At 68.1% G+C, this 25,897-nt stretch carries 23 protein-coding genes; 7 read left to right on the forward strand and 16 right to left on the reverse strand.

Going from position 1 to position 25,897, the window contains the following annotated elements; genetic code table 11:
• Nucleotides 1–55 precede the first annotated feature (55 nt).
• From MRBLST15_RS16105 to MRBLST15_RS16115, 3 genes are all read right to left on the reverse strand, one after another.
• A complete protein-coding gene (locus MRBLST15_RS16105) occupies nt 56–880 on the reverse strand; it encodes a S1 family peptidase (RefSeq protein WP_367786752.1) in 825 nt (274 codons plus the stop codon).
• Between the two features lie 219 nt (nt 881–1,099).
• Entirely contained in the window at nt 1,100–1,825 is a 726-nt protein-coding gene (gene pyrF, locus MRBLST15_RS16110) for an orotidine-5'-phosphate decarboxylase (protein WP_265951090.1), read from the reverse strand.
• Nucleotides 1,822–2,742, reverse strand: coding sequence for a 5'-nucleotidase, lipoprotein e(P4) family (locus MRBLST15_RS16115; RefSeq protein ID WP_367786754.1), 921 nt, complete (start codon nt 2,740–2,742; stop codon nt 1,822–1,824). Before MRBLST15_RS16115 ends, pyrF begins: the two co-directional genes overlap by 4 nt.
• Before the next feature lie 100 nt (nt 2,743–2,842).
• Here MRBLST15_RS16115 and MRBLST15_RS16120 point away from each other — a divergent pair, with 100 nt between their 5' ends.
• On the forward strand, nt 2,843–3,499 hold the full coding sequence (locus MRBLST15_RS16120; RefSeq protein WP_312706049.1) for a YceH family protein: 657 nt from the start codon (nt 2,843–2,845) through the stop codon (nt 3,497–3,499).
• A gap of 44 nt (nt 3,500–3,543) precedes the next feature.
• Here MRBLST15_RS16120 and MRBLST15_RS16125 read toward each other — a convergent pair whose 3' ends face one another.
• From MRBLST15_RS16125 to MRBLST15_RS16135, 3 genes are all read right to left on the reverse strand, one after another.
• Nucleotides 3,544–4,551 carry a DUF4272 domain-containing protein gene (locus MRBLST15_RS16125; RefSeq protein ID WP_265951087.1) on the reverse strand — a complete coding sequence of 336 codons (1,008 nt, stop codon included), beginning with the start codon at nt 4,549–4,551 and terminating at the stop codon, nt 3,544–3,546.
• Between the two features lie 46 nt (nt 4,552–4,597).
• Complete coding sequence (locus MRBLST15_RS16130) at nt 4,598–5,134, reverse strand: GNAT family N-acetyltransferase (RefSeq protein ID WP_265951086.1); 537 nt, start codon at nt 5,132–5,134, stop codon at nt 4,598–4,600.
• An 87-nt stretch (nt 5,135–5,221) separates the two neighbouring features.
• Entirely contained in the window at nt 5,222–7,198 is a 1,977-nt protein-coding gene (locus tag MRBLST15_RS16135; RefSeq protein WP_265951085.1) for a UvrD-helicase domain-containing protein, read from the reverse strand.
• A 102-nt stretch (nt 7,199–7,300) separates the two neighbouring features.
• Here MRBLST15_RS16135 and MRBLST15_RS16140 point away from each other — a divergent pair, with 102 nt between their 5' ends.
• Both MRBLST15_RS16140 and MRBLST15_RS16145 read left to right on the forward strand, forming a co-directional pair.
• A complete protein-coding gene (locus MRBLST15_RS16140) occupies nt 7,301–7,921 on the forward strand; it encodes a thymidine kinase (RefSeq protein WP_108266019.1) in 621 nt (206 codons plus the stop codon).
• Nucleotides 7,922–8,019: 98 nt separating this feature from the next.
• Nucleotides 8,020–8,724 (forward strand): sel1 repeat family protein, encoded by a 705-nt coding sequence (locus MRBLST15_RS16145; RefSeq protein ID WP_265951084.1) that lies wholly within the window; start codon nt 8,020–8,022, stop codon nt 8,722–8,724.
• A 37-nt stretch (nt 8,725–8,761) separates the two neighbouring features.
• Here the strand turns inward: MRBLST15_RS16145 and MRBLST15_RS16150 are convergent, their stop codons facing one another.
• The 7 genes from MRBLST15_RS16150 to MRBLST15_RS16180 form a co-directional block, all read right to left on the reverse strand.
• Nucleotides 8,762–10,366, reverse strand: a complete 1,605-nt coding sequence (locus MRBLST15_RS16150) for a glucan biosynthesis protein (RefSeq protein ID WP_312706047.1) — start codon at nt 10,364–10,366, stop codon at nt 8,762–8,764.
• Between the two features lie 48 nt (nt 10,367–10,414).
• Nucleotides 10,415–12,880 carry a serine/threonine-protein kinase gene (locus tag MRBLST15_RS16155; protein ID WP_367786758.1) on the reverse strand — a complete coding sequence of 822 codons (2,466 nt, stop codon included), beginning with the start codon at nt 12,878–12,880 and terminating at the stop codon, nt 10,415–10,417.
• An 18-nt stretch (nt 12,881–12,898) separates the two neighbouring features.
• Nucleotides 12,899–13,465: an ECF-type sigma factor gene (locus MRBLST15_RS16160; protein WP_025875449.1), complete on the reverse strand. Its 567-nt coding sequence runs from the start codon at nt 13,463–13,465 to the stop codon at nt 12,899–12,901.
• A gap of 68 nt (nt 13,466–13,533) precedes the next feature.
• Nucleotides 13,534–14,346: a bifunctional DNA-formamidopyrimidine glycosylase/DNA-(apurinic or apyrimidinic site) lyase gene (gene mutM, locus MRBLST15_RS16165; protein WP_089241821.1), complete on the reverse strand. Its 813-nt coding sequence runs from the start codon at nt 14,344–14,346 to the stop codon at nt 13,534–13,536.
• 84 nt (nt 14,347–14,430) lie between these two features.
• Nucleotides 14,431–15,255, reverse strand: coding sequence for a hypothetical protein (locus MRBLST15_RS16170; RefSeq protein WP_367786760.1), 825 nt, complete (start codon nt 15,253–15,255; stop codon nt 14,431–14,433).
• 227 nt (nt 15,256–15,482) lie between these two features.
• Complete coding sequence (locus MRBLST15_RS16175) at nt 15,483–15,818, reverse strand: EF-hand domain-containing protein (RefSeq protein ID WP_100461743.1); 336 nt, start codon at nt 15,816–15,818, stop codon at nt 15,483–15,485.
• Nucleotides 15,815–17,017 carry a DesA family fatty acid desaturase gene (locus MRBLST15_RS16180; protein ID WP_099819458.1) on the reverse strand — a complete coding sequence of 401 codons (1,203 nt, stop codon included), beginning with the start codon at nt 17,015–17,017 and terminating at the stop codon, nt 15,815–15,817. Before MRBLST15_RS16180 ends, MRBLST15_RS16175 begins: the two co-directional genes overlap by 4 nt.
• Nucleotides 17,018–17,232: 215 nt before the next feature.
• Here MRBLST15_RS16180 and MRBLST15_RS16185 point away from each other — a divergent pair, with 215 nt between their 5' ends.
• Nucleotides 17,233–17,991, forward strand: coding sequence for an ABC transporter ATP-binding protein (locus MRBLST15_RS16185; protein WP_243379997.1), 759 nt, complete (start codon nt 17,233–17,235; stop codon nt 17,989–17,991).
• A 46-nt stretch (nt 17,992–18,037) separates the two neighbouring features.
• Here the strand turns inward: MRBLST15_RS16185 and MRBLST15_RS16190 are convergent, their stop codons facing one another.
• Nucleotides 18,038–19,237: a DUF4785 domain-containing protein gene (locus MRBLST15_RS16190; RefSeq protein ID WP_367786762.1), complete on the reverse strand. Its 1,200-nt coding sequence runs from the start codon at nt 19,235–19,237 to the stop codon at nt 18,038–18,040.
• 11 nt (nt 19,238–19,248) lie between these two features.
• On the reverse strand, nt 19,249–20,127 hold the full coding sequence (locus MRBLST15_RS16195; protein ID WP_265951078.1) for a hypothetical protein: 879 nt from the start codon (nt 20,125–20,127) through the stop codon (nt 19,249–19,251).
• A gap of 233 nt (nt 20,128–20,360) precedes the next feature.
• Here MRBLST15_RS16195 and MRBLST15_RS16200 point away from each other — a divergent pair, with 233 nt between their 5' ends.
• Nucleotides 20,361–21,200 carry an acid phosphatase gene (locus MRBLST15_RS16200; RefSeq protein ID WP_205404645.1) on the forward strand — a complete coding sequence of 280 codons (840 nt, stop codon included), beginning with the start codon at nt 20,361–20,363 and terminating at the stop codon, nt 21,198–21,200.
• A gap of 132 nt (nt 21,201–21,332) precedes the next feature.
• Here MRBLST15_RS16200 and MRBLST15_RS16205 read toward each other — a convergent pair whose 3' ends face one another.
• Nucleotides 21,333–23,603: a TonB-dependent receptor gene (locus tag MRBLST15_RS16205; RefSeq protein WP_312705396.1), complete on the reverse strand. Its 2,271-nt coding sequence runs from the start codon at nt 23,601–23,603 to the stop codon at nt 21,333–21,335.
• A 159-nt stretch (nt 23,604–23,762) separates the two neighbouring features.
• On the opposite strand from MRBLST15_RS16205, the gene MRBLST15_RS16210 reads away from it, so the two are divergent.
• Both MRBLST15_RS16210 and MRBLST15_RS16215 read left to right on the forward strand, forming a co-directional pair.
• Nucleotides 23,763–24,755 carry a TIGR00266 family protein gene (locus MRBLST15_RS16210; RefSeq protein WP_367786765.1) on the forward strand — a complete coding sequence of 331 codons (993 nt, stop codon included), beginning with the start codon at nt 23,763–23,765 and terminating at the stop codon, nt 24,753–24,755.
• A 123-nt stretch (nt 24,756–24,878) separates the two neighbouring features.
• Nucleotides 24,879–25,871, forward strand: a complete 993-nt coding sequence (locus MRBLST15_RS16215; RefSeq protein ID WP_265951075.1) for a patatin-like phospholipase family protein — start codon at nt 24,879–24,881, stop codon at nt 25,869–25,871.
• Nucleotides 25,872–25,897 lie beyond the last annotated feature (26 nt).

Raw genomic sequence — 25,897 nt, forward strand, 5'->3', positions numbered from 1 at the left:
GCAAAGTTAACGCAACACATGACAAAACATCATTCAACTCATTGATTTTATTGAGTCAATCGCGTTGCCAGACCGATTCAATGAAATCTACGGCATGTTTTTCGGCGATTCGGGCATAAACGCCGGGGTAGCCGGCCAGCGCGCAGCCTTCGCCCCAGCTGACGACACCGAACTGGGTCCAGCCCTCGCGCAGGCGCAGCAGCAGCGGACCACCGGAATCGCCCTGGCAGCTGTCGATGCCCTCGCGCCCGGCGCAGATGACCTTGCCGCGTGCCAGCTCGCCCGCATACGCCTGCTGGCATGTGGCGAAGGGCACGAACGGGGTCTGCACCGTCTGCAGCTGGGTGGGATAGACCCGCCCGTCAGTGATATCGGTGTCGCCCCAGCCGATCACCGTGAACTCCCGGCCCGGTTTGAGATAGCTGGCATCGGGTCGCAACCGCAGCGCCACCGGCTGCGCATCGGCCAACGGCGCACTCAGGTGGATCAGGGCGACGTCATGCTCCAGCGAATTGCCGCTGTTGAACGCTGGATGGACATGGATGGCCTTGACATTGGATGCGCGTGCCGACGGTTCGGTGGACAACGCGGTGACGCCGCCCAGCACGGCCAGATCACCGGGACGATCGCCTTCCACGCAGTGCGAGGCCGTCAGCACCCAGGACGGTGAGATGAGCGTGCCGCCGCAGAAGTGCCGGTCGTAATCGGTATCACCACGGGAAACGCCCTGCAGGCTGACCATGAAGGGGTAGTCCCCGGGCTTGGCAGCCTCGCCGCCGATGATGCGCGGCACTTCGCGGGGCTGGGGGGCCGCCGCAGCGGGAAAGGCGATGGCGGCGGCCAGCAGGCTGCCGAACAGCAAAGAGGTGCTGCGATACATATCCGTGTATTCCTCTATCGATGATGGGAACCGGCGCGGCCGCGGTCCGTGCCGGTGCATCGATTGATAGAGGTCGCTCTACCCGCGCAGCGCGATGTGGCGCACAGTTTTCCGGGCTGGGGTCGGGTGCGTCAGGGCAACAGGAACAAATGCGAACGCCATCCCGCATTCAACGGGATGGCGTTCGTGGTGCCGGCGTGACTGCCGTCGGAGCGGGGCTCAGCGCGCGGTCAGAGCCGTCGCGATTTCCTGCTGGATCGCCCGTGCTGCGGCCTGCGGATCGGTTGCCAGGCGGATCGGCCGACCGACCACGATGGCATCGGCGCCATCGGCAAAGGCCTGCGCCACCCCCACGGTGCGCTTCTGGTCATCGCCGACCGGGCCACCGGGGCGGATGCCCGGGCAGACGATCGAGAAACCGGCGCCGGTCGCGGTGCGGATCGGACCCGCTTCCTGGCCGGAAGCGATCACGCCGTCGATGCCCGCAGCCTGTGCGGCCAGCGCGCGTTCGACCACGACTTCCACCGGCTCGCGGTCGATGCCCATCTGCGCCAGGTCCGGGCGACCCATCGAGGTCAGCACGGTCACCGCCAGCAGTCGCATATCGCCGCTGTTGGCGGCCGCGCAGGCCTCCATCATCGCCGGGTGCCAGCCGTGGATGGTGGCGTAGCTGACCGGCCACTGCGCCAGGCGCTTGATCACCGCTGCGGCGGTGGCCGGAATGTCGAAGAATTTGAGGTCGACGAACACGCGCTTGTCGCGACGTGCCAGCTCGTCCAGCACCTGGAAGTACTCACCGGAGGCGAGCAGTTCCATGCCGATCTTGTAGAACGCCACGCTGTCGCCAAGGCGGTCCACCCACTCCAACGCCTGCACGCGGTCAGGCACGTCCAGCGCGAAGATCAGACGCTCGTGGTCACGCAGCGGCAGCGGGGCGCGGCTCACGGCGCGTAGTCCAGCGCGGCACGCTTGGCGTCATGGCGGGCCTGGCGCGACTGCGAGTAATCGTTGTTGAACTGCGCCGGCTCGAAGCCGCCGTAGGTCGGGTTCGGCAGCATCCACCAGCGCTCGCCGAACCAGTCGTGGTACTGCTGCAGCAGCGCGTCGCGGCCATCATTGGTGTTGGCGGTCACTTCCACGAAGTCACCCAGCTGGTCGCCGAACTGCATCAGCACGCGGTACTTCTGGCCGGCCAGGCGGCGGCGGCAGTTCTTCTCGCTGCCGGCCTGCTCGCAGCCTTCCACCACGGTGCCCAGACCGAGGAACACGCTGTCATCGGCCACCGGCAGGCCCTGCTCGCGCAGGTTGGCCAGGGTCGCGTCCTTCAGGTGTACGGCGCGGTTGGAGATGTACAGCAGGGTCACGCCCTTGGCGTTGGCGGCCTTGGCGAAGTCGACCACGCCGGGAATGGCCTTGGCCTTCTTTTCGGCGACCCACTGGTCCCAGCTGAGTTCGTCGTATTCCTTGCCGTCACGCACCAGGCGCGCCTGGTAGGGCGAGTTGTCCAGCACGGTCTCATCCACGTCCAGCACCACGGCCGGCTTCAGGCCCTTGGCGTCGTTGCCGCGCTCTTCCGGCACCAGCGCATCCCAGTGGGCTTCCCTCAGCGCGACGTCCAAGTGGTCGGCGGCGGCACGGTAGGTCTGCTCGGTGATCGCCTTGTATTCCTGCGCGCGCTGCATCCACAGCACCGCGTTGAGGTTGTCGTTGGCGGTCGCGTCGAGCGCACCGTCTGCCTTGGCGGCAGCGGCCGGCGCTTGCGGGGTGGCAGCTTCGGCAGGCGCTTCCACGCGCTTGCAGGCGGACAGGCCCAGCGCCGCAGTGGCGAGCAGGGTCAGGGACAAGGAAACGGGACGACGCATGGATTCACCGGCAATCAGATATACCGGCCCATTTTACCGGCAAAGGCGCCGCCGGGACGGCTATGCTTGGCGGTTGACCCGTTGTCTTCCGGAAGCCGCCATGACCGACCCTGCCCAGCCCCCCGACGTTCCGCTGCTGGATGCCGTACAGGCCCGCCTGCTGGGCTGCCTGGTGGAGAAGGAAGCCACCACCCCGGACACCTACCCGCTGACGGTCAATGCCGCGCAATCGGCCGCCAACCAGAAGACCGCCCGCGAGCCGGTGATGAACGTGAGCGCCGGCAGCGTGGAGCATGCGCTGCGCCAGCTGGAGACCCTGGGCCTGGCCCGCCAGCACTTCTCTTCGCGCGCCGACCGCTACGAGCACCGCCTGCAGAGCGCGCTGGACCTGACCCGGCAGCAGACCGTGCTGCTGGCCCTGCTGTTGCTGCGCGGGCCGCAGACCCTTGGCGAACTGGTCACCCGCGCCGAGCGCCTGCACCGCTTCGCCGATACCGACGAAGCCCGCCACGCGATCGAGCGCCTGCAGCAGCGTGCGCTGCTGGTGGTGCTGCCGCGCGCCAGCGGCCAGCGCGAAGACCGCTACATGCACCTGCTGTGCGGTGAAGTGGACGGCGCGGCGTTGGCAGCGAAGTACGCCAGCAGCGGCGGTGGCAGCAGTCCCGCCGGCGCCGACCCGGACCTGCTGGCCCGGGTGGAGCAGCTGGAAGCCACCGTGGCAGAACTGCAGGCCCAGCTGGCGGAACTGCGCGGCTGAGGGGGTTCCGGCGAGGGCGGCCTGACCGCCCTCGCCCTGCAGACTCAGGTCGGCGTATCCACGTCGTCCCAGTCGGCCTGTTCAAAGCAGAACAACCAGTTCAGCGCGTAGTGGCGCTCGTAGATCACGCCGCCCACCAGCGCACCGGGCATCGGTGCACCTTGGCGCTGGGCCTCGCGCGCAGCCCAGTGCAGGCGGTAGTGCAGATCCAGCGCATCCAGCAGCTCGGCGGTATCGCGCAGGGTCGCAGGCTCGCTGCCACTGTCAGCCTTCTGCAGCAAGGCACCCACCACATCCGGCACGGCACAGGTCGCCTGCGGCCACGGCAGCGCCTCGGACAGGCCCAGCGCCCACAACAGTACCGCCAGGCTCTCGTAGCGCCAGCCGAACGGCAGAGCAGCCTCGGCGTCCCCGTGCTCGATGAAGGCGGCCTCGGCCGGGCTCAAGGCCTCGGGCAGGGCCGGCAGGCGCTCGGCCAACTCGGCCAGGCTCAACGGTCGGTCACCGGCCTGCAGCGCCTCGGCGCGCAGCGCACACGCCAGCAGCGCCTGCGCTCTGGCCCAGACCTGCGCAGGCGCGCGCAGCTGTGCCTCGGCCGCGCCCACCACGGGTGGCAATGACGGCGGGGCATGCACCGCGTGGGCCTGCAACTGCTGTTGGCTGCGCGCCCGGCGCTGCTCGGCGTCGACGGGATAGGGCACCTGCGCCTGCGGATCGAACGCGTCACCCAACAGCACCTTGCCGGCCGGATCGCGGACGCTGCCATCTTCCAGGAAGCACACCGCGTTGGCCTGGAGCAGCCAAGGCTGCAGCGCCTCAAGATCAGCTTCGGCCAGCTCGAACAGGTAGTGCTGGCGCACGCGCTGCACGTGCCGCATCAGGTGATAGCGCGCGGCGGTCATCTGCCCGTCGCCATGGCCCAGCACGTAGTTGACGAAGCCGCCCAGGTGCGGGGCCAGTGCAGGGTCATCCAGACCACGGACGTTGGCAGCGTCGGCCTGTGGTGGCGGTGCCAGTACGTGGCCGAGGGTGGAATACGCGTTGATCAGCATGGGAGCATCCGTGCAGGAAAACAGACCTGCACCTTACTCCACTGGCTCATGCTGGCTGTTGAACCGCCGCAGCGCCCGCGGTGGCATACAAGCGGCTGGCCGCGTCCACGCCCGGCAGCTGGATCACCCCGCGTTCCTGCATGCCCAGGCCCAGCAGGATGCGCCCGGAGGCCACGTTGTCCAGGTCGGTGATGCCGTACAGATCCTTGATGCCCAGCTCCGCACGCGCATGCGCGAACACGGCCCGCGCCGCCTCGCTGGCATAGCCCTGGCCGCCGAACGCCGCCAGCACCGCATAGCCGATATCCGGCCCCGGCAGGCCATCACGCCGCACCAGACCGGCATTGCCCAGCCAGGCGCCATCGGACAGGCGCTCGATGGCGTACATGCCGAACCCGTTCAACGCATAGCTGTGCAGCACCCGCAGCGCGATGTACTCGCGCGCCTGTTCCTCCGTGCGCACGTTGCGGTCACCGATGAAGCGCAGGAAGCCGGGATCATTGAGCAGCGCCAGCATCGGCGCCGCATCGCGATCGGGCTCCAGGGCACGCAGGCGCAGGCGTTCGCTTTCGATGGGGTGCATGCGCAGACCTGTTGAGGGAGAGGCCTGATTGTAGGGCGATGTGCAGGGGTCGGAGCCCTTCCCTGCGGGAAGGGCTCCGACCCCGGGTCAATCGAACAGGGCTTCGATCGCGGCCAGGCCGGCGCTGGCGCGCTCTTTCTTGCGCGCCGCATCGGCCACCGGATCCGCGCCATCGCGCTGGATCTCCTCGGCCGGAATCTCGTCGAAGAAGCGGCTCGGCTTCAGCCGCACATGCTCACCGAACTTGCGGGTCAGCTTGCTGTAGCTCATCCACAGCTGGATCTTGGCGCGGGTGATGCCCACGTACAGCAGGCGCCGCTCTTCCTGCAGGTTGCCCTCGTCCAGGCTGACCTGGTGCGGCAGCACGCCATCCTCGCAGCCGACGATGAACACGTACGGGAATTCCAGGCCCTTGGAGGCGTGCATGGTCATCATCCGCACCTGGTTGCCCCCCTCGTCCTTGTCGCTGCGCGACAACAACGCCAGCTGGCCGGCCAGATCGGCAGCGGTGGCGCCACGCGGGCCACCCTCGAACCACTGCGCCAACTCCTCGATGTTGTTGGCACGACGCTGGTAGCTGGCTTCTTCCTTGGCCTGCTGGCGCAGCTCGCTGAGCAGGCCCGATTCCTTGGCGACCTTGCGGATCATGTCGCCGGAGCTGATCTGCCGCGTCTGCGCGCGCAGGTCACGCAGGATGTCGGTGAAGCGCGCCAGGCTGTTGGCCGCGCGCGGTGGCAACTGCTGCAGCGCGCCGATTGCCTCGGCGGCCTGCGCCATCGGCATGTCTTTTTCCGAGGCCAGCTCGGCCAGCTTGGCCAGGGTGCCGGCGCCGACCTCGCGCTTGGGTGACTGCACCGCGCGCAGGAACGCGGTGTCATCGTCCGGGTTCACCAGCAGCCGCAGCCACGCCAGCGTGTCCTTCACTTCCTGGCGCTCCAGGAACATCGTGCCGCCGGTCAGGTGGTAGGGGATGCGCAGCAGCTGCATCGCCTTTTCCAGCGGGCGCGACTGGAAGTTGCCGCGGAACAGGATGCAGAAATCGCTCCACGGTACGTTGCGCGTCTGCGCCACGAACGCGATCTCGGCGGCGACTTTCTCGGCCTCGTGTTCGCTGTTGCGGCACTCCCACACACGGATGCGCTCGCCATCGGCCTGGTCGCTCCACAGCTTCTTCAGGTGTTCGTGCGGATTGTTGGCGATCAGCGCATTGGCCGCGCGCAGGACGCGGTTGGAACACCGGTAGTTCTGCTCCAGCTTGATGATTTCCAGCGCCGGGTAATCGCGCCCCATCTGCTGCAGGTTTTCCGGGTTGGCGCCACGCCAGGCGTAGATCGACTGGTCGTCATCGCCCACGCAGGTGAAGTTGCCCTTGTCACCGGCCAGCTGCTTGAGCAGGCGGTACTGTGCATCGTTGGTGTCCTGGCATTCGTCGACCAGCAGATAGCCGATGCGCTCGCGCCAGGCCAGCGCGATGTCCGGGTTCTCTTCCAGGATCTGCACCGGCAACCGGATCAGGTCGTCGAAGTCCACTGCGTTGAACGCGCTCAGGCGCAGCTGGTAACGCTCGTAGATGCCGGCCGCTTCCTTTTCACGGTTGCTGCGCGCAGCGGCCATCGCCTGCTCCGGCGACAGGCCGGCGTTCTTGGCGCGCGACACCAGGTTCTTCATGTCCTCGATGTCGTCGGGCTTGGCGCCGTACATCAGGTCCTTGATCTGCGCGGCCGCGTCATCGGCATCGAAGATCGAGAAGCCGCGCTTGAGCCCGACGGCGGCATGCTCGATCTGCAGGAACTTCAGGCCCAGCGCATGGAAGGTGCAGATGGTCACTTCATCGGCGTCCTGCTCGCGCAGGCGCTTAGCCACGCGCTCGCGCATTTCCTTGGCCGACTTGTTGGTGAAGGTGATCGCGGCGATGCGCTTGGCCGGGTAGCGGCCACAGCCGATCAGGTGGGCGATCTTTTCCACGATCACGCGCGTCTTGCCACTGCCGGCACCGGCGAGCACCAGCAGCGGTCCTTCGATGTGGAGGACGGCGGCAGCTTGGGGGGGATTGAGACCGTGCATTGGGTGGGGATTGTAGCGGGCGTTGATGGCGGCCACAGCCGCCGGCCGGTGGGCTTGCTGAACGGCTTCGGCCGGTGCCGGGTGGCGTCGTACAATCGGCCGATGGCCAAGCTCTATTTCTACTATTCGGCGATGAACGCCGGCAAGACCACCACCCTGCTGCAGAGCGCGCATAACTACCGCGAGCGCGGCATGCGCGTGGCGATCCTGACCCCGCGCCTGGACGACCGTGCCGGCGCGGGCGTGGTCGCCTCGCGGATCGGCCTGCGCGCCGACGGCATGGCCTTCGAACGCGACACCGACCTGCAGCAGTGGGTCGCGCAGGATCTGCAGGCCAACGGGCCGCTGGGCTGCGTGCTGGTGGACGAGGCGCAGTTCCTCAGCCGCAGCCAGGTCTGGCAGCTCAGCGAAGTGGTCGACCAGCTGCGCATCCCGGTGCTGTGCTATGGCCTGCGCACCGATTTCCGCGGCGAGTTGTTCGAGGGCAGCCAGTACCTGCTGGCCTGGGCCGACGAGATGCAGGAGATCAAGACGATCTGCCACAGCGGCAAGAAGGCGACCATGACCGTGCGCGTGGACGAGCACGGCCATGCCGTGCAGGACGGCCCGCAGGTGGAGATCGGCGGCAACGAGCGCTACGTGTCGGTCAGCCGGGCCGAGTTCAAGAAGATCACCCGGGGTGAAGGCCGTATCGATCCGGCGCAGGCACCGCTGCCGTTGTAGCCCGTGGTCCTGCGCTGGCCATGACGTCCTGCGGTTTACAAGGCCGCGTGGTCGGGCCTAGGCTGCGGCACTACCTGCTGCCGAACTGGATGTCCGTCATGCGCCCCGCCCTGCTGTTGCTTCCTGTGTTGTTCCTGCCCCTGTTTGCCACGGCGACCGAGCGCCCGTCCGGCGAAGAGGACGCGGCCGTGATCGGTGCTGGTTTCATGGACAGCCATCCGGACATGATGTATCGGCAGTGGGGCGTCAACGCCCTGCGCCGCAACGACGTCAACGGTGCGATGGACAACTTCCGGCTGGCCGCACGCTATGCCGACAAGCCCGCGCAGGGTTACCTGGGCGAGATGTACTGGTATGGCGTCGAACAACCGCGCAATCCGGTCATGGCCTATGCCTGGATGGACGTCGCCGCCGAACGTGGCTATCCGCTGTTCGTGGACCTGCGCAACGAGTACTGGGCCACCCTGCCACTGGAACAGCACGACGCCGCGCGGGCGCAGGCAAGCGCGCTGCGCGCCGAGTATGGCGACGAGGTCGCGCGCCCACGCATGGCCGAAGTGCTGAGGAAGGGACGGCGCGAGATGACCGGCAGCCGCGTAGGCTCGATGTCCAACAATGTGGACATCGTGTACATGGACGGCGGCATATCCCGCACGATCAAGGCCGACCGCCTGTACGACCCCAAGTACTGGGATCCGAAGCAGTACGAGCGCTGGCAGGACGAAACCTGGATGAAGATCCGCCGTGGCACGGTGGAAGTGGGCGTGCCTACGCAATCGCACGCCACCGACGCCAAGCCGTGAAACAAGGGTGCCGGCGCTTGGCCGGCACCGCTACGCGTCAGTACAGCGTGCGCTCCGGCGCACCGGCCGGCGGCGGGGTGTACTGGTACAACCAGGTTTCGGTGAGGGTCTTGCCGCCACTGCGCAGGTACAGGCGGATGTCGATCTGCTCGCTGCTGCCCTCCGGCGGCACCAGGTCGAACATCGCTCGGTAGCCCTTGATCTCGCGCAACGGCCGCGCCGAGACGATCTCCACCCGGCCACGGCTCGTCTCGACAACCGCTTCGACGTCGGCCTTGTCGATCAGGCCGGCCAGTTCGCCGCCTTCGAAGTCCACCGCGAAACGCCACGAGAAATACTCCCGCTTCTTGCCGATCACCCCGCCCAGGCCGGTGCGGCTGGCCACGCAGTGGGCCAGCGGCGTATGCGCCGGCGGCTGTGCGCCCCAGTACAGCCGGTAGCCGACCAGCAGTTCCTGGCCCGGCTGCGGCTTTTCCTTCGGGTTCCAGAAGGCCACGATGTTGTCGAAGGTTTCATCGACGGTGGGAATCTCCACCAGCTGCACCGAGCCCTCGCCCCAGTCACCCTTCGGCTCCACCCACAGGCACGGGCGCTTCTCGTAGAACACGCCGTCGTCCTGGTAGTGATCGAAGTTGCGGTCGCGCTGCAGCAGGCCGAAGCCACGCGGATTGCGGTCGACGAACATGTTGAAGCGCAGGTTGCGCGGGTTCAGCAGCGGCCGCCAGATCCATTCGCCAGCGCCGGTCCACAGCGACAGGCCATCGGTATCGTGGATCTCCGGGCGCCAGTCCCAGCCCATGCGGCGGTCGTTCTCGCCCACCTGGTACATGCTGGTGCAGGGCGCGATGCCCAGCCGCTCGATGGTCTTGCGCGGGTACAACGCGCTGTCGATGTCCATCAGCAGCACATCGCCGTTGGTGACGGCGAAGCGGTAGGCGCCGGCAACGCTGGGCGAGTCCAGCAGCGCGTAGACGATGATCGTGTCCGAGTCGGCCGCAGGCTGTTCCAGGTAATAGGCGATGAAGTCCGGGAATTCCTCGGGCTTGCCCATGCCGGTGTCGATGGCCAGGCCACGCGCGGACTGGCCGTACTGGCCTTCCTTGCCCACGGCGCGGAAGTAGCTGGCACCCAGGAACGCGGCGAAATCGCGGTCGGTGTCCTTGCGCGTGTTCAGTCGGAACCCGGCAAAGCCGAGGTCGGCCGGCAGCTCACCGTTCTTCAACCCGCTCTTGCCGTAGTTGAACGCAGCGCCGTCATAGGCCAGTTCCTGCGCCTTGCCGTCGACCACGTCGTACATGCGCACCGGCGAATGGAAGTACAGGCCCAGATGGAAAAATTTGGCCTGGAATTTTCCCGGCTGGTCGGCCCACAGGGCATGGTCCTGGCGGTAGCCGATCGACTGGTACTGATCCCAGTCCAGCGCTTCCAGCTTGCCTGGCAGCACCCGCTTGTGGCTCTTGTACGGCGCCTGCGCCAGCGCGCGCGCCTGGCCCTTCAGGGTGGCGAAATCGAACGGCTGCGGCTGGCCAAGCCGGCGCAGCCCAAGCTGGCCACTCTTGCTGGCCGCACAGGCCGGCAGTGACGGCAGGCCGAAGGCGGCCAAGGCCAGGGAGGCATTGCGGATGAAGTCGCGTCGTTGCATGCAGGCGCGGGAGCAAAGGGAAGGTCGGCCATCATAGGCAGACAAACGTTAACGGGTAGCGGTGGAATCGATGCGCTGTTCAGCCTGTGCCAATGCCGCGAGGCGCGCGTCGAGCTCCTGCAGGGCCGGCGCCTGTGGCCCACGCTGGGCCAGCAGCAGCTGTCGTGCCTCGGCCAGCACGCTGCGGGCCTGTGCGGTCTGGCCGGCCTCCTGCAGGGCCTGCCCCTGCGCCAGCAGTGCCTGCGGCAGCAAGGCGACGTGGTCAGGCTGGCGCCAGATCGCCACTGCACGGGCGTAGTGCGCCGCCGCTGCCGAGGGGTCGTCGCTGGCGCTGGCCCATTTCCCCAAGGCGAATTCGCCGTAGCCGATCTCACGATGATCCGGGCCCAGGGCGCCGAGCAGCTGTGCCTGCACCTGCCGCAGTTCCTGGCCGGCCAGCGCGTGCTGGCCACGCTGCAGGGCCAGCAGCGCGCGTGCGCGGCGTACCACCAGCGCCTCCGGGTGGCGCGGGCCCCATGCATCCTGTGCTGCCTGCCAGGCCAGCTCCAGCTCGGCCGCTGCCGCCTTGGTGTCGCCCTGGCGGGCCAGCACATCGCCCAGTTGCCGGTGCAGGCTGATCACCTGCGGGCTGCTGGCGTCGGCGCGTTGGCCGAGCAGGGCCAGCGCCTGCCGGTACCCGGCCAGCGCGGCCGGCAGGCGCCCAGCGGTGGCGTCAAGCGCGGCCAGGTCGGCCAGTGATTCCGCACGCCCGAAGCGCTCGACCATCCCTTGGTGGCGCAGCGCCAGCGCCTGCTGGAAGGAGCGGCGCGCCGCATCGGCGTCACCCAGTTGGGCCTGACACCGCCCCAGCTGGCTGTGGAATTCGGCCACGGCCGCCGGCAGGGCCGCCGCCTCGCTGGCCGCCAGCGGCTGCAGCGGCTGCAGGTGAGCCAGGCACTCGCGCGCGCGGCCAAGCATGCGCAACGCGCGCCCACGCTGGGTCACCGCCTCGATCTGCAGTGCCGGCGGCACCTCGCCCACTGCCTGCAGCAGCCGCCGCTGCTGGTCCAGCGTCTGCAGCGCCAGCTGGTAGTCGCCCAGGCCGATGCGCAGGCGGCCGATCACCCCCTGCAGCTCGGCCAGCGCCAGCGGCTGGTCAGCCAGTTCGGCTTCGCCGCGTTGCTGGCCGGTAGCCAGCAGCTGCGGCACGTCGAAATGGCCGTGGCGCTGGCTGGCCGCCTTGTCGAACAGGCCGACGGTGAAATCCTGCATGGCCTGCGCACGCGCCATTTCCACCCGCGCCTGGCGCGCCTGCCACAGGGCGATGGACGTGGTCAGCAGCAGCGCGAGCACCGACAGCGTTGCCAAGGCCACGCCCCAGCGATGGCGGCCAATGTACTTGCGCACCCGGTAGCCCACGCCGGGCGGTCGCGCCTGGATCGGCTGCCCCTGCAGGTAGCGGCGAAGGTCGCCGGCCAGCGCTTCGGCCGAGCTGTAGCGCTGCTGCGGGTCCTTCTGCAGGGCTTTTTCCAACAGCACGTCCAGATCGCCCCGCAATCGCTTCGCCTGCCGCTGCAGGGCGCGTTTTGGCGCTCCGGGCTCGGCGGCCAGCCGTTGCAGCAGCGCCGAGGCGCGCGGTGCCTGCACATCCAGGATCGAGCGCTCCCATTCCGCGTCGCTGTGCCGGCGCAGGCGATAGGGCTTGTGCCCGGTGACCACCTCGAACAGCACCACGCCCAGCGAATAGACGTCGGTCAAGGTCGTCACCGCCTCGCCCCGCACCTGTTCCGGCGCGGCGTAATGCAGGGTGAAAGCGCGGATTTCGGTGGCCGGATGGGCCGCGTTTGGATCGTCGTGGTCGAGCAGCTTGGCGATGCCGAAGTCGAGCAGTTTTACCGTGCCATCGGCGCGTACCAGGATGTTGGAGGGCTTCAGGTCGCGGTGCACCACCAGGTTGGCATGCGCGTGGCTGACCACCGCACACACCTGCAGCATCAGCTGCAGACGCGTTTCCAGCGGAGGTTGCAGGCGCCGGCAGTAGTCGCTGATCGGCTCGCCTTCCACGTAATCCAGCGCCAGGTAGGGCTGCCCGTGCTGGTCCACCCCGGCATCCAGCAGTTGTGCCAGATGCGGGTGCTGCAGGCGGGCCAGGATCTGCCGCTCGCGGCCGAAGCGCTGGCGCAGGCCGGGATCGGCGACGCCACTGCGCAGCAGCTTCAGTGCGACCTGGCGCTGGTACAGGCCATCGCAGCGCTCGGCCAACCAGACCTCCCCCATGCCACCTTCACCGAGCGGGTGCAGAAGTCGATAGGGCCCGACCTCGCTTCCAGCGCGGCCCGGTGGCGTGGCGGTCCACAGCGGCTGGGCCATGAACTCGTGGCTGTCGGCTTCCTGCTGCAACAGGTGTTCCAGTTCGCGCCCCAGCGTCGGGTCCTGCGCGCTCAAGCGCTGCAGGCGCAGCTGTCGGGCCTCCGGCGCCAGCTCCAGCAGCTGATCCAGCCAGGACGACAATTGCTGCCAGCGGGCGGTGTCCATGACGTCGGCGGCGGCGACTCAGTCGCTGCGCATCGCGGCCAGCAGGAACAGTCGCGCCTTCTGCCAGTCGCGGCGGATGCTGCGCTCCGAGCGCTGGCTCAACTCGGCGATCTCCAGCTCGGACAAGCCCGCGAAATAGCGCAGTTCCACTACCTTGGCCAGGTGCGCATCGACGGCCTGCAGGCGTTCCAACGCAACGTCGAGGGCCAGCAGATCCTCGTCCAGGCGCACGCCGCTGCTGCTGTTCTCGGGAATCTCAGCCACCCGCTTGAGGTCGCCACCGCGCTTGCGCGCCAAGCGGTTGCGCGCGTAATCGACGACCACGCTGCGCATCGCCGACGCGGCATAGGCGAAGAAGTGCGCGCGGTCCTCGAAGCGCGCCGCACCGCGACTGCCGAGCAGTTTCAGGTAGGACTCGTGGACCAGCGAGGTCGCGTCCAGTGTGCGCCCCTGCTGCCCGGCCAACTGCCGCCGGGCCATGCTGTGCAGCTCCTGGTACAGGGTGGTCAGCACGCGGTCGAGCGCTGCGCGGTCACCGCCGCGCGCAGCATCCAGCCAGACGGTGATATCCGGGCCTTCGTCCATCGCCAACGCTCCCCGCAGCGGATGTCGGCTGGACTATAGCGCTGCGCGTGTGCAGCGCATGAAGACGTTCAGCGCTGGCAGCGGCTGCACCACACGCTTGCGCGCTGGCCGATCATCGCGTGCTTGAGCGGGCGGCCGCAGCTGGGGCACGGCAGTCCATCGCGGCCGTACACCAGCAGCTCCTGCTCGAAGTAGCCGGGCGCCCCATCGGGGCTGATGAAATCGCGCAGGGTGGTGCCACCGCGGGTGATGGCGTAGTCCAGCGTTTCCTTCACCGCCGTGGCCAGCCGCCGGTAGCGCTCGCGGGTGACCTTGCCGGCCTCGCGCAACGGACTGATACCGGCCTTGAACAGGCTTTCGGCCGCGTAGATGTTGCCCACGCCGACCACGACTGCCTGGTCCATCAGGAAGGTCTTCACCGGCGCGCTGCGGCCCCGGCTGCGGGCAAACAGGTAGTCGCCGTCGAAGGCGTCATCCAGCGGTTCCGGGCCCAGCCCCTGCAGCAACGGATGGATCTCGCCGGCCGGCTGCCAGAGCAGGCTGCCGAAGCGGCGCGGGTCGTTGAAACGCAGCAGGCGGCCGTTGTCCAGGCTGATATCCACATGGTCGTGGGCGCGCAGCGGGGTGTCGCCGGGCAGCACGCGCAGACTGCCGGACATGCCCAGGTGCAGCACAGCGCTGCCGATGGCGGTATCCAGCAGCAGGTACTTCGCGCGGCGGCGCACGTCTTCGATGCGCTGGCCGGGCAGCAGCTCGGCCACTTCCGGCGGGATCGGCCAGCGCAGATCGGCACGGCGCAGGATCACCCCGTGCACGCGGCGGCCCTGCAGGTGCGGCGCCAGGCCGCGGCGGGTGGTTTCTACTTCGGGCAGTTCGGGCATGGGACGATTCTATGCCCTCCTGCCCTGCGGGCAGCGCGGCCACCACCGCCTGGGTGCAACGCGCACCCCGGCGGTGTGCCGCCCTCAGGCGTCCTGGCCCACTGCGGCCGAGGCCGCGTCGGGAGCCTCTTGCGGCGGCGTCACGGTCGCCGCCGGGGTGCCGTCCGGGAACAGGGTCGGCAGTGTGGCGGCGAAGCTGGCCACGCACGCTTCGGCGTAGCGCTCGGCAGTCTGCCGGGCCAACGCGTAGTCATCGGCCTGCCACGCTTCCAGCGACGCCGAGACCGGTTCGGCAATGCGGCAATGCGCGCCTTCGCCACCGGTCAGGCGCATGGTCGGCAGCTTGCGTCGGTATGGAAAGCCCAGGTCGACGTTCTGGCGCAGTTCGTATTCGGTCCCGGCATTGCCGAGCTCCTTGTAGATCAGGGTGAAGTCCCCCACGGTGACCTGCACCGGCCGCGACTGCTCGGGAATGGCGCCAGGATGGGCGCTGAAGTAGGCCGCCAGGGCCGCACGTGCCTGCTGCTCCATCGAACTGAAGGCCGGGTTCGGCACGGCGTCCACGCGGGTGCCTTTCAGCTGGTCCTTCCTGAAGCCGCTGCCGCCTATGACACCGGCGAACAGCGATACGGCAGCCTGTGCGGCGATGACCTTGCCGGTGGTGGAACGCTGCACCAGACGCAGCGTCCGGTCGCCGATCGGCTGGCCATCGGCATTGGTCTCCAGTTTGGTACTGGTCGGAACCCGATGCTCCCAGGCAGGTGCTGCCGGTGCGGTATCCGAGGCCTGCTGCGGTTCGGCGTCGGCCGCCACGGCTATCGCCGGCTCGTCGGCCAGTGCCGGTGCCGGTGCAGACCAGGCGACGCCGCCAAGCAGAATGGCGGTGAGAAGGGTAGGTTTCGCTTTCATTGGGGGGTCTTGGGCTTCGGTCAGGTCAGTGCGGGCGATCCCAACGCGCAGCGATCATCGCAACGGCACTGCTCCAACCTCCATGTCCCCACAACCGCGTTCCATCACGGTCGACATGCCAAGCCCGCACTGTCTCTGCTGATCGACCGGTACGCCGGGTTCGAGTCGTAGAGACCATCGGCAGCGCGCCGACGAACTTTAGCCGGACACGCTACGACTGGCGCCGCTCAGCGTGGTGGTGCAGCCAGTTCGCGCGCATCCAGGAACCCATCGCCGTTGGCGTCCTGCTTGTGGAAACGCTGCACGATGGTCTGCCGCTGCTGTTCGCGGGTGATGGCCCTGCCCTTGCCGCCGGGCAGCTCGTCGGCACTCAGCACGCCATCGCCGTTGCGATCCATGCGATCAAAGGCGTACAGCATCCACTGCAGGTACTCGGCTTCACTGACCTTGCCGTCGCCGTCGCTGTCCATGCGCTGCAGGTAGCTGGCGGTGTCGCTGACCTGGGCCTGCACGGCAGGCGCCCACACCGCGACCAGCAACAACACCGTCAGCGCAGCCCTCATCCGCCCACCAGGGTGTAACCCTTCAGCCGCGCGGCATAGGCCTGCAGCGCGGCAATGCCGCTTTCCTCGGCCTCGCGGCACCAGGCCTGCAGTTGGCGCAGACGCTCGGCGGCATCGTGGCCACGCGCTTCCAGCAGCGTTGCCAGGCGCGCGCGGTATTCCACCAGGGTACGGATGCGCGGGCGCTGGGCGACCCATTCGCTGAGCTGCGCGCGGCTGTCCGGCTTCAACCAGCGGCCGTCGTTGACCAGGCCACGGCGCAGCCGGCGCGGCAGCAACCGGCGCAGCTTGGCACCGGCGTACCGTGCTTCCTCGCGCAATGCCGGCATGAACACGTTGCGCTGGTAGTCGGTCATCGCCTGGAAACGATGCGACAACAGGGCTTTCAGCGTGTCGGCGTCGGGCACGGCGATGTTCGGGCGCACGTCCATGGCCGGCGCCACCCGCAATACCTTGGCCAGGCGCAGAGCCTGCAGCAGGCGGATCGCGCTCCAACCGATGTCGAACTCCCAGCGCCGCATCGCAAAGCGCGCCGAGCTGGGGAACGCATGGTGGTTGTTGTGCAGTTCCTCGCCGCCAATCCAGAACGCCCACGGCGTCAGGTTGGTGGAGGTGTCGGCCGACTCGTAGTTGCGGTAGCCCCACCAGTGGCCCAGGCCATTGACCACGCCGGCGGCCCAGAACGGAATCCACGCCATCTGGATCGCCCACAGGGCGATGCCCGGCAGGCCGAACAGCACCGTGTTGATCGCAAACAGCAGCACCGGGCCGAAGGTGGCATAGGGGGTGTACAGGCGGCGCTCGATCGCGTCGTCCGGCGTGCCGCGCCCGTACTGTTCGATGTCCTCGCGCATGCCGCGTGCTTCGCGGTAGAGCTCCACGCCGCGCCAGAACACCTGGCCGATGCCACGGGTGACCGGGCTGTGCGGGTCGTCCTCGGTTTCCACCTTGGCGTGGTGCTTGCGATGGATCGCCACCCATTCCTTGGTGATCATCGAGGTGGTCAGCCAGGTCCAGAAGCGGAAGAAGTGCGCGACCACCGGGTGGAAGTCCACGCCCCGATGCGCCTGGCTGCGGTGCAGGTAGAGGGTGACCGAGAAGATCGTGAGCTGGGTGAAGACCAGCAGCACCAGGGCCAGCTGCCACCAGCCCAGGCCCAGCACGCCACCGGTCAGCAGGGACATCAGGGCATCAGGCATGGCGGCTCTCCAGAGCGACACAGGTGTGGAAGACATCATGGGCGCTTGCGTTGCAAACTGCACCTTGCACCGCTGGATTGGCAGCGCCATTCCGTGGCTTCGTTCACAGTTGGGGACCCGTGTTGTCGAGCCTTGATCCGCGCATCCGCGCCGTAGACCCTGCCCCATCCGCCGGGGACCTGCCGCCCTTGATCGAACTGGACCGCGCCAGCGTGATGCGCGGCCAGGTGAAGGTCCTGCACGGGCTGAGCCTGCGCATCGCGCAGGGCCAGCACACCGCCCTGCTCGGCCCCAATGGCTGTGGCAAGTCCACCTTCATCAAGCTGATCACCCGCGAGCTGTACCCGCTGGCGCAGGCCGACGGCACGGTGGCGGTGAAGGTGCTGGGGCAGAACCGCTGGCAGGTCGACCGTCTGCGTTCGCAGCTGGGCATCGTCACTGGCGACCTCAGCAGCAACCTGGCCGACATGCCGGGGCTGACGGTGGAACAGGCAGTGCTGTCGGGGTTCTTCGCCAGCTACATGGTGCCGGCCTTCCGCGAGGTGACCGCCGACATGCGCGGGCGTGTGGGCGAGACCCTGGCCATGACCGGTGCGTCGGGCCTGCGTGAGCGTGCCTACGCCGAATTGTCGGCCGGTGAGACCCGCCGCGTGCTGATCGCCCGTGCGCTGGTCAACCGGCCGCAGGCGCTGCTGCTGGATGAACCCTCCACCGGGCTGGACCTGGTGGCCCGCCAGCAGTTGATCGCCACCATGCGCGTGCTTGCGCAGCAGGGCATCACCCTGGTGCTGGTCACCCATCACATCGAGGAAGTGATTCCCGAGATCGAGCGGGTGGTGCTGCTGCGCGACGGCCGCGTGGTGGCCGATGGCGCGCGCGCCGAACTGCTGCGCGACGAACCGCTGTCGGCCGTGTTCGGCGGAGCGATCACGGTGGTGGAACAGGAAGGACGGCTGACCGCCTACGCGGGGTGACAGCGCATCGGTGGCGGGCCGGACATCCGGCCCGCCACGCCCTGCTTCAAAACCGCAACGCCAGCGCGCGCGACTCGATCGGTGCCATCCGGCTCTGGTCCTGCAGCTGCAGGTCGCGCAGTTCATACGGCGCACCGAAGCCGGCAGGCAACGCGGCCTGGTCGAACGGCAGCACCAGCGCGCCGCGGCCCGGGCCATCGAACCACGCTGCGGCATGGGCCTGCGCCACCGGCTGCAACTGGCCGTTGGCTGCGGTGGCATACAGCGTGCCGCGCGCCTCGTAGCGGCCGGCGGCGGCCACCTGCAACGGCAGGCTGACCCGGCGGCTGGCCGGATCAGGCATGGCCTCGCCAGCGAAGCGGGCGGTCGGCCTGGCCACCGCGAAGGCAACCTTGCCATCGCGCAGCACGCCGTCGGCCTGGGCGAACACCTGCAGTTCCCACAAACCCTGTGCGTTGCTGGCCTCGGCCGGAATCCTCACCTGTGCGCGCAGGCTGCCATCGGTGGTGCGCAGCAGCCGCTGCGGCCAGCTGCGGCCATCGGGTGCGACCAGCAGTGCTTCACCGCCGAGGCTGCCGCGTCGTGTGCGCAACGCCGCCGCGCTGACACCGTCTTCCAGCAGCCGTGCCTGCAGCTGCACGTTGCCACCGGCCAGCACCTGCGTCTGGCTGGCCTGCACTTCCAACCGCAGCGGGCTGTTGGGCTCCAGCACCTGCACCACGTAGCGGCCCTGCGCCTGCGCGCTCTGCAGGCGGTAAGCACCGGCTGCGCTGGTGGCACCGGTGCGCAGCATGCTGCTGCCATCGCTGACCGGCATGCCCGCATCCTGCAGCTGGCGTGCATCGACACTGCGCGCGATGCTGCTGCGCCCCGCCGGATCACGCACCTGCAGTGCGCTGGCCGGCAGCGCGCGGGCACCCGGCGCCGGGCTGAGCTGGATCACCGCATCCGGTGCGCTCAGCGGCAGTTCCAGGCCGCGCTGCAGCTCGGCACCGTCGACCTGCTGCCAGTAGCTGCGGCTGATCGCGGCCTGGGGGCCGGGGGCCTGCAGTAGCTGCGCCGGGTCCAGCGCCCAGGCGAACGCCAGCGGCGCGTGTTCGCTTTCATCGGCCGGCAGCGGCGCGGCAACCAGGCCGGCGGGAATCTGGTCGCCAGCGGCGACGCGCAGCGGCTGCGCGGCCTGCGCCGATGCGGTGGAAAGGACCGCCAGCACGGCGGCAGCCAGCAGGGTGGAATGGATCGTCATGGTCATCTCCCTCACTGGGTCAGGTCGTTGCGCAGGATGCTGCCGAGGCCGAAGCACTCTCGGCGGCTCTGGTTGTGGCTGAGCGGCTCGGCGCCCTGGGTGCGCGCCTTGTCGGTGAACCACAGGGTGCCGGCCGCCTTCTGGCTGCTGCATTCCAGGAAACCGTCCGAGCACGACGACAGCCAGTTCTGGGTGAACTCCAGGCCGACGTTGGCGGCATAGCCACCGCAGTAGCTGTTGCTGTCCCACACCGCCGATTCGACATCGCTGCCAACCACTGCGCGGAACGGCTTGGGCAGGGCCGGGCGGCCGGCGGTGCCATACAGGTTCTGCGCGTTGTAGGTGGCCATGTGTCCCACCTGCTGCATGCGCACGGCATCATTCTTGTAGCCCAGCAACCAGCCCAGCGACGTTTCGAAGGTGTTGCCGTTGAGCACGGCGTCGGCCAGCGGCGTACCTGCCGACGAGGGCGCCAGCGCGGTGACCTTGCGCAGCCGGTTGATGATCTTCGGGTAGCGGCTGTCGTAGGTGGGGTTGGACAGGATCCAGCGCATCACGTTGCCGCCGTTGGAATGGGTGATCACCACCAGCTGCGTGATGCCACGGCTGTCGATGAAGCCGGTGAGCTGGTTGGCCAGGCAACCGGCCGCTTCCGGCTTCCACATGTACTGGGTGAAATCGCAGTTGATGACCACGTAGTTGCTGCTGTTCGGCAGGCCCTGGCGGACGGTGTCGATGATCGCCGGCTGCCAGTAGTCCTGCGTGGCATTGGTCTGCGCGCCGGTGCCATGCACGAAGGCCACGCCGTAGACGTCGGCGGCCTGCGCCGGGGCGGCCGCCAGCCCCAGTGCCAAGGCCAGGACGGTACTTCCTGTTGCGGTGCTGCGCATCGCTTCTCTCCCTTTCAGCGGATCCCCCCGGCCCGGCTGTGACCTGATGCTCATGGCGGCGTCGCGTGAAAGTCCGTGCGCTGCGCCCGGATTCAGGAGATTGCCGGCATTTGATGACGGTTTTCATCGCCCAGCGACTGACCATGCCGGGTCTGGCCGTTTGACCGATGGGCGCTGCGGCCGGCAATCGAGGCTGCGATCATGGCCGGCGAGTTTCCTCCCCGAGTCTGCCCATGTCGTCGATCCTTCCCCCTGCCCGTCCACTGCTGGGCCTGGCCATCGCGCTGTCGCTGGCCGGCTGTGCCGCCACCGCCAGCAAGCCGACCGCCGTCGAAGCCAACATCACCACCAAGGCCGTGGGTTACCTGGACAAGAGCGCAGTGCCGGCCAGCATCGATCTGGTACCGGCACCACCGGCCGCCGGCTCGGCCGCCTTCGCGCTGGATGAACAGGTCAGCCGCGAGGCACGTGCGCTGCGCGGCAGCCCGCGCTTCGCCCAGGCCGGTGTCGATGCCGAACTGGGCTTCCCGGAAGGCGCCAACCACTTTTCCTGTGCCGCCGACATCGACGTCGATGCAGTGAAGACTCCGGCGCTGTACCGCCTGCTGGAGCGCAGCCGGATCGATGCCAGTGCGGCTACCAAGGCTGCCAAGAACACGTACAAGCGCCCGCGTCCGTTCATGGTCAACGGCGAGCCGACCTGCTCGCCGAAGGATGAAGAGGGTCTGCGCAGCAACGGCTCCTACCCGTCCGGCCACACCTCGATCGGCTGGGCATGGGCATTGATCCTGTCGGAGATCGCACCGGACCGCGCCGATGCCATCCAGGCCCGCGGCCGCAACTACGGCGAGAGCCGCCTGGTGTGCAACGTGCACTGGCAGAGCGACATCCTCGAAGGCCGTTTCATGGCTGCGGCCGCCGTCGCCCGCCTGCATGACAATGCCGCGTTCAACAAGGATCTGCTGGCGGCACGCAGGGAAATCGCTGCCGCACGCAAGGCAGGCCTGCACTCCAGCCGCGACTGCGCCACCGAGAACGCGGTGCTGAAGGTGCGCCCGCAGAGCGCGCTGTAAGCCATGCCTCTGTAGAGCCGAGCCATGCTCGGCTCAGAGCAGCCGAGCGCAGGCTCGGCTCTACAGGAAGCAGAAAACAGAAGGGCCGGCATTGCGCCGGCCCTTCTTCATTGCATTACCGCAGCAACCGCATCAGAACTTTGCGGTGAACTCCACGCCCCAGGTACGCGGCTCGTTGAGGAAGCCGGTCAGGTTGTTGAAGTCGATCGCGCCGACCACGCGGGTCTGGTTGGTCAGGTTGCGGCCGAACACGGCCACGTCGTACTGGCCGTAATCCCAGTTGTAGCCCAGGCGCAGGCCCCCCTCCAGCGAGCTGCGGCCGCGGAACTCCGGCGACTCGTAGATGAAGAAGTTGACCGCGCTGCGGTAGGCCCAGTCGGTGTAGGCATACAGCTCGCTGCCATCGCTGAGCGGGAAGCCCACGCGCAGGGTCGCGTTGTGGATCCACTTCGGCGCCTGCGGCAGCGGATTGCCGTTGACCAGCGCGTAGGTGCCACCATTGATGATCGTGGTCGGGTCGGTGATGGTGCAGCCGCCGCCACAGACCGCCACCGCCAGGTTCTTGTCCTTGATCTCGGTGTCGTTGTAGCTGCTGCCGAAGGTCAGCAGGACGTTGTCGGCCAGGTAGGCCTCCAGGTCCAGCTCCACGCCCTGGCCGATGGTCTTGTCGGCGTTGAGCAGGGTGGCGGTGTTGTTGCCGCCGCCGACGGCGATCAGCTGCTGGCCGTCCACGTCGTAGCGGAACACGCTGAAGCCCAGGCGTGCGCGACGCTCGAACAGATCGGCCTTGATGCCGGCTTCGTAGGAGATCACTTTCTCCGAATCGGCCTGCGACAGGCCCGGCGCGAATGCCAGGCGGCCCTGGATCGACGGCGCGCGGAAGCCCTTGGCCACGCGGGCATAGGCATTGACGTTGTCGGTCAGCTTGTACACGCCGCTGACATCCCAGCTGACGTCGTTGACGTCGGTGTTGGCCAGGTACGGGCCGCTGACCGGCGTGCCGCCCGGCGTCTGCTGCAGCACGCTGGCGCTGAAGTCCTTCTTGTCCTGCGTGTAGCGCACGCCGGCACGCAGCTTGAAGCGGTCGGTGACATCGAAGTCGCCCGAGGCGAACACCGCCCACGCCTTGTTGCGCTGCTGCTGCACGACGTGGCCGGTCTGCGGGTTGCCCGGCGTCAGCGAGTCGTAGTTGAAGTTGTTGATGGTGACGTCTTCATCGAAGTAGAAGACGCCGGCCTGCCAGTCGAAGCGGCCCCATTCGTTGGATTCCACGCGGAATTCCTGGGTCCACTGGCGGTGGTGCGGCAGGCCGTCGGCCGACTCGGACGGGAACGGGATCAGGCCGGGGCCGGAATTGCCTGCACCCAGGAACGCAGCGCCGTAGCCACCATCGATGTCGCCGCGGTTGAGCGATTCGGCGGTCTCATAGCCGGTGATCGAATGCAGGGTCACCGAACCGAGGTTCCACTGCAGGCGCGCGCTGCCACCCCAGGTTTCCAGGTCGGAGAAGTTGACGCCGTCATTGGCGACCTTGTCGCGGTCGAAGTTCTCGACCAGCGCATTGCCGCCCTTCTCGATGATGTTGGCGCGGAACAGGCGGGCGGTGCCGTTGAGCTTGCGCTTGTGCAGGTTGAACAGCGCTTCGAAATCATCGCCTTCGTACAGGAACTGCACGCGGCCGGCGGCTTCGTCATAGCCTTCGAAGCCGCTGTTGGGCGCACCGGCACGGGTGTTGTCGACCCAGTCGTCACGACGCTGGTAGATGGCCGACACGCGTGCGGACCAACGGTCGGTCAGCGGACCGCCGTAGGCACCCTGCACGTTCCAGCTGTTGTAGGTGCCATAGCCCACGCGCACGTAACCATCGGCATCCTGCGACGGACGCGCCGAATCGAACTTGACCACGCCGGCCGGGGTGTTGCGCCCGAACAGGGTGCCCTGCGGACCGCGCAGCACTTCCACACCGGCCAGGTCGAACAGCGGGAAGCCCTTCAGCAGCGGGCTTTCCTGCACCACATCGTCGTACACCAGCGAGACCGGCTGCGATGCATTGAGGTCGAAATCGGTGTTGCCCAGGCCGCGGATGTAGAAGCGCGGGAAGGCACGGCCGTAGGAAGACTCGATGTTGAGGCTCGGCACGCGCGCAGCAAGGAAGCGGATGTCATCGCCCGCCGAACCGAGCACGTCGAGCTTTTCGCCCTGGATCGCGCTGATCGCAACCGGTACGTCCTTGGCGTTCTCGACGCGACGCTGTGCAGTCACCTGCAGCGCATCGAGGGCGACCGGATCCTTGGCGGCGGGGGTTTCCTGGGCGGCTGCTGCCAGCGGCAGCAGGGCGGAAAGAGCGACAACGAGCGGGCGCGCGACCGGAGAGCGGCCACGGGAAGTACGGGTCGGAGACATGGCGGTAGGCTGTGTTTGGAGGGGTGGTAAAACGGCGCTACCAGATAATTGTTGCAATACAGCACCTCCCTCGCAAATGCCGATCGTTCATGGCCGCCTCGCGCGCCGCCGGAAGCTGCCGCTAGACTCGGGGTTTTCCCCCGCAACGGACCTGCTGCGATGACCCAGTGGTACTTCCATGCTCCCGGCCAGGCCGACCGTGTCGGTCCGTTCGACGAGGAGGCCGCGCACCGCTTCGCACAGGCCAATCCACGCGCGTTGGCCTGGTGCCAGGGCATGACAGGGTGGACACCGGTGTCCGAAATCGTCGCCCTGCAGCAGGCCAGCACCGCCACGGCAGTTCCGCCGCCGATGCCCGCAGCCGCAACAGCATCAACCGGCAGCCGTGCCGACCGCATCGACTTCCGCATCGTCGGCCATGAAATGCAGTTCGTGGAAATCGAACTGGACCCTGGCGAAGGTGCGGTGGCCGAGGCCGGCGCGCTGATGTTCAAGGACGCGTCGGTGCAGATGGATACCGTCTTCGGCGGCGGCGCACGCGGTGGCCAGGGCAACGGTTTCATGGACAAGGTGATGGCCGCCGGCAAGCGCGTGCTGACCGGTGAGAGCCTGTTTGCCACCGTCTACACGCAGACCGGCCAGGGCCGCGGCAAGGTTGCCTTCGCTGCGCCCTATCCCGGCACCGTGCTGGCGATGAAGCTGGACCAGCACGGCGGGCGCCTGATCTGCCAGAAGGACAGCTTCCTGGCCGGCGCGCGCGGCGTGCAGATCGGCGTGCAGTTCCAGCGCAAGATCATGACCGGCCTGTTCGGCGGCGAGGGCTTCATCATGCAGAAGCTGGAGGGCGACGGCTGGGTGTTCATCCATGCCGGCGGCTGCGTGGTCGAGCGTGAGCTGGCCGCCGGCGAACGCCTGGATGTCGATACCGGCTGCATCGTCGCCTATCACCCGACCGTGGACATGGACGTACGCCGGGTCAAAGGCATCCGAAGCGTGCTGTTCGGTGGCGAGGGTGTGTTCCTGGCCACCCTGACCGGGCCGGGCAAGGTCTGGCTGCAGTCGCTGCCGTTCTCGCGCCTGGCCGGCCGCATGTGGATGGCCGCGCCGCAGGGTGGCGGCAAGAGCCGCGGCGAGAGTTCGCTGCTGGGCTGAGTGAACCGGAGGCCGGACGGCGGGTGATTTCATGAATGGGGAGCCGACCCACTCTGCCCGCTCCGCCACGCCTTCGGTATGCTGGCGCCCTTTCCTGAATCCGGCGCCGCGAGCGCACTGCCGATGAGCCTGTTCCGCCCCCGTGTGCTGCTGTCCGTCGCCCTGCTCGGCCTGCTGGCCGGCTGCGGTGGCGAAGAGGTCCGCCCCACCCCGCCCGCGCAGCCGACCGTGGTGCCGCAGGCCAAGCCGGTGAAGATCGGTATCGCACTCGGCGGCGGCGCGGCCAAGGGCTTTGCGCATATCGGCGTGATCAAGATGCTCGAGGCCAACGGCTTCGAACCGGTGGTGGTGTCCGGCACCAGTGCCGGCAGCGTGGTCGGCGCCCTGTATGCCAGCGGCATGGACGCCTTCCAGATGCAGAGCAAGGCGGTGGCGCTGGATGAAGCCAGCATCCGCGACGTACGCCTGTTCTCCGGTGGCCTGGTGCAGGGCCAGAAGCTGCAGGACTACGTCAACGAACAGGTGGCCAACCGCCCGGCCGAGCGCCTGAAGAAGCCGTTCGCTGCCGTCGCCACCCAGCTGGAAACCGGCGAGCGTTCGATCTTCGTGCGCGGCAACGTCGGCCAGGCGGTGCGCGCGTCGAGCAGCATCCCCGGCGTGTTCGAACCGGTGAAGATCGGCGGCCGCAACTACATCGACGGCGGCGTGGTCAGCCCGGTGCCGGTGGACGCCGCGCGCCAGCTCGGCGCCGAGTTCGTGATCGCCGTGGACATCTCCAGCAAGGCCAGCGGCAAGGCGCCGACCGGCATGCTCGGCATCGTCAACCAGTCGATCGCGATCATGGGCCAGCGCCTGGGCGAGCAGGAACTGGCACGCGCCGACATCGTGATCCGGCCGAAGGTGCTGGACATCGGTGCGGCCGACTTCAGCCAGCGTGGCACTGCCATCCTGGAAGGCGAGAAGGCCGCGATGGCGGCGATGCCGCAGATCCGCGCCAAGATCCAGCAGCTGCAGAAGGCCCGCGCCGCCGCATTGGCACCGGCCCCGGTGGCTGCACCGAAGTGCGACGAGCCGTCGCGCCTGGGCAAGCTGATGGGCCGCAAGGAAAAGTGCTGAAGCGCGCTGCCTGAACGACCGCCGCG

Source organism: Stenotrophomonas sp. LST15-1-1.1, assembly GCF_040815575.1.
Taxonomy (GTDB): domain Bacteria; phylum Pseudomonadota; class Gammaproteobacteria; order Xanthomonadales; family Xanthomonadaceae; genus Stenotrophomonas; species Stenotrophomonas lactitubi_B.